We start from the raw sequence: 8643 nt of genomic DNA on the forward strand, positions 1-8643 counted from the left end.
CTCCCGGGGTGTGGCCGGACGGCCACGGTGATGCACGCGAAGTGTCTCCGAGCGGCCCACACGCCCCGTCCTTCCGAGGGGTTTCCGGGGCGTTGGGGGTTGGCCCACGGGCTGCAATGTCCCTCCGGCACACCCTGCAACCCAAGGCCCCGTCCATGCGAGTCACGCTCGCCACGCTCTTCGTCTGTCTGCTGGCCCTTCCGGCCTTCGCCCAAACCCCGTGCCCTCCCCCGGTGGCTCCCGTCAGCCAGGGCGCCGAGTCCCAGGGCACGCTCGTGGCGCTGCTGCGGCAGCAGGCCGAGGACACCGGATGCCCGGACACCGCGACCCGCACCTTCAGCCTCAAGCACACGGAGGTGGACGCGGAGGTCAGCGGCTTCCTCGCCTCCGTCACCGTGACGCAGGTGTTCGAGAACCCCTACGCCTCGCCGCTCGAAGCGCTCTACGTCTTCCCGCTGCCGGAGCTGGCTGCGGTGGACGGCATGGAGCTGCACGTCGGCGCCCGCGTCATCCAGGGCGTCATCCAGACCCGCGAGCAGGCCCGCGACACCTACGAGCGCGCCAAGGCCGAGGGCAAGACGGCCGCGCTGCTCGACCAGGAGCGCCCCAACATCTTCACCCAGTCCGTCGCCAACATCCTCCCCGGCGAAACCATCCGCGTGCGCATCCATTACGTGGAGCGCCTCACCTACGACGCGGGCACCTACCGCTTCACCTTCCCCATGGTCGTCGGCCCCCGCTTCATCGGCGGCGAGCCGCTGGCCACGCGCCAGGGCGAAGGCACCGTCCCCGACACCACCACCGTCCCCGACGCCAGCCGCATCACGCCCCCTGTCCTTCCCTCCGACATGCGCAGCGGCCATGACATCCGGCTCACCGTGCGCCTGGACGCGGGCCTTCCGGTGCACTCGCTTCGCTCCACCTCCCACCGCGTGGAGGTGAAGCGCGAGCGCCAGTCCCGCGCCACCGTCAGCCTGGGCCGCGACGACCGCATCCCCAACAAGGACTTCACGCTGGAGTACGTCGTCGCCGACGCACTCATCCGCCCCGCCGTCCTCATGCACCGCGACCCCGGCGCGGACCACGGCTACTTCATGGTGATGCTCAACCCGCAGCTCGCCCCCACCGAGAAGGAGATCGTCCCCCGCGAGCTGTACATGGTCCTGGACACGTCCTGCTCGCAGTCCGGCCTCGCGATTGAGAAGTCCAAGGCCATCACGAAGGAGGTGCTCAACCACCTGATGCCGGAGGACACCTTCCAGGTCCTCAACTTCGACACGCAGGTGACGAAGTTCGCGCCTGGCGCTGTCCCCGCCACGCCGGAGAACATCCAGAACGCCCTGCCCTATGTCGCCAACTTCTGGGGCGGTGGCGGTACCGACGTGCGCATCGCCGCGCAGGAAGCCATGGTGCCGGAGAACGACCCGGCCCGCCTGCGCATGGTGCTCTTCATGACCGACGGCCTCATCGGCGGGGATGACTCCGTGCTCAACACGCTCCAGACCCACCTGCGCGAAGAGACGCGCATCTTCGCCGCGGGCGTGGGCAACGGCGTGAACCGCTACCTCATCGCGAAGATGGGTGAACTCGGCCGGGGCGCCTCCACCTTCGTCAACCTCAACCGCCCCGAAGAGGAAGTCGCCCGCGAGTTCGAGCAGCGCATGCGCGGCCCCGTCCTCACGTCGCTCGTCGTGGACACCGAAGGCCTGCCCGTCACCGACGTGTACCCGAAGTCCGTGCCGGACCTCTTCGCCGGCCAGCCGCTGTTCCTCGTGGGCAAGTTCACCGGCACCGGTGACGGCCTGCTGCGCATCTCCGGCCGCGTTCGCGGGGAACTCCGCCGCTTCGATGTGCCCGTGCACTTCCCGGAGGTCGCCCCGGAACACGACGCGCTCAAGAGCCTCTGGGCCCGCCAGCGCATCGAGGAGCTCACCGTGCAGGGCTACCGCGGTGAGACGCCCGACATCGTGCAGGGCATCACGAACACCGCGCTCGAGTACCACCTGATGAGCCGCTTCACGTCCTTCGTCGCGGTGGAGCAGGTGGCGCGCACCGACCCCAACGGTGAGACGGTGAAGGAGCTGGTCCCCGTGCAGCTCCCCGACGGCATGGTGGACGGTTCGCTCAGCCGCGAGGAGATTCCTCCCGGCGACCCCATCATCTCCGTGCGCGCCCCGCGCGATGCCCGCCGCGTCACGGCCTACTTCCCCTTCGGCCTCGTGAAGCCGCTCACGTTCGACGCGGTGTCGGGTGCCTGGCGCGGCCGGTTCCTCGTGCCGCTGGGTGTCTCGGATGGCTACTACACGGTGTTCCTCATCACGGAGCTGGCGGACGGTCACGTGCAGCGCAGCGAGGTCCGCTACCGCCTGGACTCCAAGGGCAACGACTTCGAGGTCGCCCTCTCCCAGCGGGAGCTTGCCCCCGGTGACACCCTGACGCTGGACGTGGACGCGGTGGAGGCCACGAAGGAGGTCAGCGTGTACGGCGAGCTGTTCGGCGAAGAGCAGCAGCAGCTCACGTCGCAGGACGGCCTGCGCTTCACCACCTCACTCATCGTCCCGGAAGGCACCCCGGCCGGAACGTATGAGTTGGTGTTCGTCGCCCGTGACGCTGCGGGCAACCGCTTCGAGCGCAGTGAGACGCTGCGCGTCATCCACTCGCGGCGCGACTGACCCCTGAATCAATCTCGGGTACCCTCACGGTCCCGTCCGTGCCCGCGCCTCAGTCCTGGCGCGGGCCTGTTTTCAGCGCCGACCGTGAGGAGTCCGCCGATGTCGTCGTCGTCCCTGCACTACACGCCCAACCTCCGCGATATTGAGTTCAACCTCTTCGAGTTCCTCGACATCGGCCACACGTCGCTGGGCAAGGCGCCCTTCGGGGACCTGGACGAGGCGACGGCCCGGCAGACGCTGGAGGCCTTCTCCAAGCTGTGCACGGAGGAGCTGGCGAAGAGCTTCGACGAGTCCGAACACAACCCGCCCCAGTTGATCAACGGCGAGGTGAAGCTGCCCCCCGGCCTCAAGGCGGCGATGGGCTCCTTCTACGACGCCGGCATGCACCTGCTGGAGCAGCCCCCGCACCTGGGCGGCATGGGCGCGCCGCCGTCGCTGGGGTGGGCCGCGTTCGAGATGCTGCTGGGCAGCAACGCATCGCTGGCGTTCTTCACGCTGGGCAACCTGCTGGTGCGCATCATCGACCGGCTGGGCACGGAGTCGCAGAAGAAGCGCTTCCTCCAGAAGATGATGGACCGCAACTGGAGCGGCTCCATGGTGCTCACCGAGCCCGACGCCGGCAGCGACGTGGGCGCCGCGCGCACGAAGGCCCGGCATGTGGACGGTGACCTGTGGGAGATCGAAGGCGTCAAGCGCTTCATCACCAACGGCGAGTCGGACATCGCGGAGAACATCATCCACATGGTGCTCGCGCGTCCGGAAGGCGCGGCGCCGGGCACCAAGGGCCTGTCGCTGTTCGTCGTGCCCAAGTACTGGGTGAACGAGGACGGCAGCATGGGTGAGCACAACAACGTCGTGTGCACCAAGCTGGAGAAGAAGATGGGCCTGAAGGGGTCCGTCACGTGCGAGCTGACGTTCGGCGACGGCAAGCCCACGCGCGGCCTGCTGCTGGGCGAGGTGCATGACGGCATCCGGCAGATGTTCCACATCATCGAGAACGCGCGCATGGCGGTGGGCCTCAAGTCCATGGCCGCGCTGTCCGCGGGCTACTTCCGCGCGCTGTCGTTCGCGAAGGACCGCGTGCAGGGCAGCGACCTGGCGAAGGCTCGCGACAAGTCCGCGCCGCGCGTCACCATCCTCCAGCACCCGGACGTGCGCCGCATGCTGATGGCGCAGAAGGCGCACGCGGAGGGCATGCGCGCGCTGTGTCTGTTCACCGCGTCCGCGCAGGACCAGGTGGAGATCCAAGGCGGCCACCGCTCCACCGCGGCGGGTGAAGCGGACGTGCTCAACGACATGCTGCTGCCGCTGGTGAAGGGCTACTGCTCGGAGAAGGCGTACGAACTGCTGTCGCTGTCGCTCCAGGTGCACGGCGGTTCGGGCTACCTGACGGACTACCCGGTGGAGCAGTACATCCGGGACCAGAAGATCGACTCGCTCTACGAGGGCACCACGCACATCCAGGCGTTGGACCTGCTGATGCGCAAGGTCGCTCGGGATGGCGGCGCGACGCTCCAGGGCCTGCTGTCGCGCATCCGTGAGACGGCCGAAGGTGAAGAGGGCGGTCCGGAGCTGAAGACCGAGCGCGCCGCGCTGGGTGAGGCCCTGGGCCAGTTGGAGACGATGCTCGGCACGCTGATGGGCAAGCTGGGCGAGTCCGTCTACCACGTGGGCTTCCAGGGCAACCGCGTGCTGGCCGCCGTGGCGGAGGTCGTCATCGGCTGGCTGCTGGTGCGCCACGCCGCCGTCGCGTTGGTCCGGATGAAGTCCAACCCCGGCGACAAGGCGTTCTACAGCGGCAAGGTGGCCAGCGCCCGGTGGTTCTGCCACGAGGTGCTGCCCGGCGTCGCCCACGCCGCGCGCATGGTGGAGCACGGCAACCTGGACCTGATGGACGTGCCGGAAGAGTCTTTCTAGTCCTCCTCCCGGATGGGGCCCGAAGGTCGGTAGCGATACGTCCTTCGGGCCTTCGGAGCGGTGAGGGCCCGGATCAAGGCTCCAGGTCGGCGACAGAGAAGGTGTAGCCGCCAGTTCCGGTGCTGTAGAGGACCCCCTTGAAGAGGAACAGCTCGACCGTATGACGGCCTTCCTGCATCCCCTGGAGGTCGAACGTCTCGATCCTCCACGGCGCACCGGACCTTGACTCGTACAGCACCTCGCCCCCGGGGCCGCGCACCCGCATGCCGCAGCTGCTGGTGGCACCCCTGCACTCCAGCCGATAGGCGCGGCCCGCGACGGCGTCCAGCGCGACGACGTCGACATCGCCGTAGGGCTCAACGCTCCCCGAGAGGGTGGTGCCGACGGGCACCGGGGTGGCTTCCGTGAGGGTGTTCGCGAAGTCGTCCGGCCCCCGGTCCAGCAGCGAATATGCGTAGGAGGGGTGGAAGGTGGAGCTGCTGGAGTAGCGCTCCACGCGGGCGTACACGGTGCCCCCCTGCGTGGCGAGCACGCCCAACTGGAAGGACGAGACAGTCACCACGCCCACCGAGCCCGGCAACTTCAGCCCGTCCGCGCCGAGGAGCGTGACCTTGCAGTTCGGGGTGTAGCCACCCATGGATCCGTAGCAGGAGAACAGGTAGATGCGTCCGGCCGTGACGTGGAACGAGAACAGGTCCACGTCGTCAGGGGTGTCCAGGTTCGCGGTCACCGATTGGGAGGGCTCCATGGGCTCCACGGGCGTCGCGGCCTCGAAGGAGTCCCCATGGTCATCCCCCTCGCGCACGTTCCGCTGGCAGGATTTCCCCGCCGGGACGTAGCCCTGGGGACAACTGCACGTGGCCTGTTCGGAGGACGGCAGGCATTGGCCCGGACCGCAGTCGGCGTCCTCGCACGGGTCGGGCTGCGTACAAGCGCAGAGGACGGCGAACGCGAGCGCCTTCGCCAGGGAAGAAACAGAACGCAGCATGCGGTGGACTCCAACGGAGGCCCGGCCCCAATTCCCCCGGCGCGACTGTAGTCCGCGAAAGGGCGACAGGGTCAACCGGCCCGCCCTGAGAGCCGGTCGCGGAAGCATTTCAAGCACTGCCGCCCCGGGCCGCCTCCGCTGGCCTGGGGCCGCACGGGTGTGGTCGTCGGGAGACACACCCGAAGGCCAATGCCTGGGGATGGAGGGGCGGTGGGGTTGGCCCGGGGTTCGCAATGAGGGTCGGGCGTGATGCTCTCCGCCCTCACTGCCCTGGCCCTCGCGGCCACCGTCACCAACACCGAGACCGTGCACGACGTGGAGCCCTTCGGGGACCACGTCGTCGCGTGCACCGAAGGCGGGCTGGAGGTGTTCACGCCCGCCGGTCGCTCCGTGCGCGTGCTCACCGTCGAGGACGGCCTTCCCAGCCACTTCTGTCGCGCGATGGAGTCCACCGGCGACCGACTCTTCGTGGCCACCGATGAGGGGCTGGTGTCGCTGGACGCAGGCTTCCAGGTGACTCCTGTGCTGGACGTGCGCTGGCAGGCCCTGCCCGCCGCCGATGATGCGAGCACGCCGGACTACGTGAGCCGGTTGGAGTCGCTGGCCGCCGTGCTGGTTCCGGGCGCCACTTACACCGCGTTCTCGCCCCGGTTCGCTGGCACCGCCGAAGGTCGCCTGTTCGAATTGGGCACCTCGCGCGCGTGGGCGCTGCCCGGTCCGGTGCGCTTCCTCTCCGACACGCGCGACGGCGTGGACGTGGGCACCAGCGAGGGTGCGTTCTCCATCGACTCGCGCGGGCGTCTGGCGACGGTGGGCACCGTGCCCACGGGGCCCTTGTCCTTCACCGTCACGGGGCACGGCGTGAACGTCGTGGGGAGCCACGGCGACGTGCGCGCGTGGGGTGCCTCCGATACAGCGTCGAGCGTTCCTGAAGGCGCCACCGTGTTGAACGGTGACTGGGTGGGCACGCGCGCTTCGGGCGTCTTCCTTCGCGAGGCGAAGGGCTGGCGCCGCGTCACGCCCACCGGGCAGCTGTGCGGCAATCACATCACCGCGCTCGCTCGGCATCAGGGTCGGCTCGTCGTGGGGACGTTCGACCGGGGCGCTTGCTGGCAGCGCGATGACGGCAGGTGGCAGACCGTCCGCACGCCCGCGCTTCCCAGTAACCAGGTGCTGGGCATCACCAGCGATGGACAGAACCTCTACGTCGCCACCACGTACGGCCTGGGCTTCCATGACGGCAAGACGTGGACCCAAGTGGCCTACGGCGGCCGCAACCCCGTGGCCCTCGGGAAGCTGTCCGTGCTCGGGGCTTCACGGGTGGCGGACGGGGTGGCGCTGGCGGATGGACGCGGCGTGTCCGTGGTCACCCCGGGCAGTTCGCCCCTGTCGCTGGTGAAGCGGCTGCCCCTTCCCGAAGGCTGGAGTGAACACCCGTCCGTCGCGGAAGGCTCCGGCCGCTTCCTGTGGATGGGCAGCGAGGACCGGGGCCTCTTGCGCTGGGATGGCGAGCGCTGGCAGCGCTTCCATGACGGCCGCGACCTCACCGACAACTGGGTGACGGCGCTGTCCACCGACGCGCAGGGACGCGCCATCGCGGGCACCTGCCAGGATGGCTTCAGCTACTTCGACGGCGCGACGTGGACGCGCGTGCGCACCGCGTCCGGCCTGCCTTCCCCGGCCATCGTCTCCACCGCGCTCGTGCCCGGTGGGGCGCTGGTGGGAACGCTGCTCGGCGCTTCGTACTTCGACGCGGGCACCGGCTCGGTGCACGCCCTGCCCCGGCTGGCGGATCCGCGCGTGTACGCCGTGCTTCCGGAAGGCGACTCCGCATTCTTCGGCACCGAGGGCGGACTGTCCCGCGCCACCTGGAAGTCCGCGTCCACCGCCGTCAGCCAGCGCTGAAGCCCCTTACGCCGGCTTCGGAGGCAGTGCGCGCGCCGCCAGCTCGCGCTCCACATACAGCCGCAGGATGTGCATGAAGTCCTGCGCGTTCGTCACCACGCCGAACGCCTGGTGCGTGCCGCGGTCCTTCAGCTTGCTCACCACGAACTCGGACGAATCCACGCAGATGGTGGGCAGCTCGCGCAAGGAGCCGTCCTGCTCCACCACGAACGCCGGCAGCATGTTGCCCGTCGCGATGGCGTGCAGCGCCGTGGCGACAAGCACCGCCATCGTCGCCTTCACCGCGTGCCGGCGCATCGCGTCCTGCGCCGCCAGATTGTCCGTCACCACGTCCGGCAACGGACCGTCATCCCGGATGGACCCCGTCAGAACGAAGGGCACCTTGTTCACCACGCACGCATGCATGATGCCGTTGGTGATGATGCCCGCCTCCACCGCCTTCGCGATGGAGCCCGCCTGCCGCACCCGGTTGATGGCCCGCATGTGCAGCCCGTGGCCGCCGGACGTCGCCTCGCCCGCGCCGCTCATCCCCAACGTCGTGCCGAAGATGGACGCTTCGATGTCGTGCACCGCCACCGCGTTGCCCGCCAGGAGCGCCCCCACGAAACCGTTCGTCACGAACCACGTCATGTCCGCGCGCGCCCGCGAGTGCACCAGCGCCGGCCCCGTCACCCAGATGGGATAGCCGCCCCGCTCGCGCTCCTCCACCAACAGCCGCGCCATGTGCCCGTAGTCGATGGGCTTCTCGCGCGACACCTGGCTCGTCATGAACTTGAACTCGCCGTCCGAGCCCTCGGCCAGGTACTCCAGGTTCACGTACACACCCTCGCGGCCGTCCTCCGCGAGCCCCACCACCACGCGCTCGCCCGCCTTCACCCGCCGGCCCTCGCGAATCCACAGCTCGCCCTGCGCGTCCAACACCAGCGCCCCGTCCATGCGCGGCTCGCGCGGCATCCGCCACCGCCCGTCCACCCGCACGTACGTGGGCAGGTTCGTCGTGGTGAAGAAACCCTCGGGCAGCACGCCGTCCGCGGGCGCTGGCTCGAAGCGCGCGTCCGGGAAGTCACCAAACCGCGCCGCCGTGAAGTCGGGATGAGCAATGGTCGTCACCCCGCCACCATGCGCAGGGCCTCCCACCCGGTTCAAGCGGCCCGCGCACCC

Annotated in this window: 5 protein-coding genes; 3 read left to right on the forward strand and 2 right to left on the reverse strand. The window is 69.4% G+C overall.

Annotated features, from left to right (window positions below):
- Window positions 1-155: 155 nt before the first annotated feature.
- Window positions 156-2672, forward strand: coding sequence for a VIT domain-containing protein (locus D7V88_RS13775; RefSeq protein WP_158625080.1), 2517 nt, complete (start codon window positions 156-158; stop codon window positions 2670-2672).
- A gap of 99 nt (window positions 2673-2771) precedes the next feature.
- Complete coding sequence (locus D7V88_RS13780) at window positions 2772-4589, forward strand: acyl-CoA dehydrogenase (RefSeq protein ID WP_120541097.1); 1818 nt, start codon at window positions 2772-2774, stop codon at window positions 4587-4589.
- Window positions 4590-4662: 73 nt separating this feature from the next.
- On the opposite strand, the gene D7V88_RS13785 is transcribed toward D7V88_RS13780, so the two are convergent.
- On the reverse strand, window positions 4663-5577 hold the full coding sequence (locus tag D7V88_RS13785) for a hypothetical protein (RefSeq protein ID WP_120541098.1): 915 nt from the start codon (window positions 5575-5577) through the stop codon (window positions 4663-4665).
- 246 nt (window positions 5578-5823) lie between these two features.
- On the opposite strand from D7V88_RS13785, the gene D7V88_RS13790 reads away from it, so the two are divergent.
- Window positions 5824-7482, forward strand: coding sequence for a ligand-binding sensor domain-containing protein (locus D7V88_RS13790; protein ID WP_147448723.1), 1659 nt, complete (start codon window positions 5824-5826; stop codon window positions 7480-7482).
- Window positions 7483-7488: 6 nt separating this feature from the next.
- Here D7V88_RS13790 and D7V88_RS13795 read toward each other — a convergent pair whose 3' ends face one another.
- Complete coding sequence (locus D7V88_RS13795; RefSeq protein WP_244238132.1) at window positions 7489-8619, reverse strand: putative NPN-dependent ornithine cyclodeaminase; 1131 nt, start codon at window positions 8617-8619, stop codon at window positions 7489-7491.
- Window positions 8620-8643 lie beyond the last annotated feature (24 nt).

Origin of the sequence: Corallococcus terminator (assembly GCF_003611635.1) — a bacterium.
Taxonomy (GTDB): Bacteria; Myxococcota; Myxococcia; order Myxococcales; family Myxococcaceae; genus Corallococcus; species Corallococcus terminator.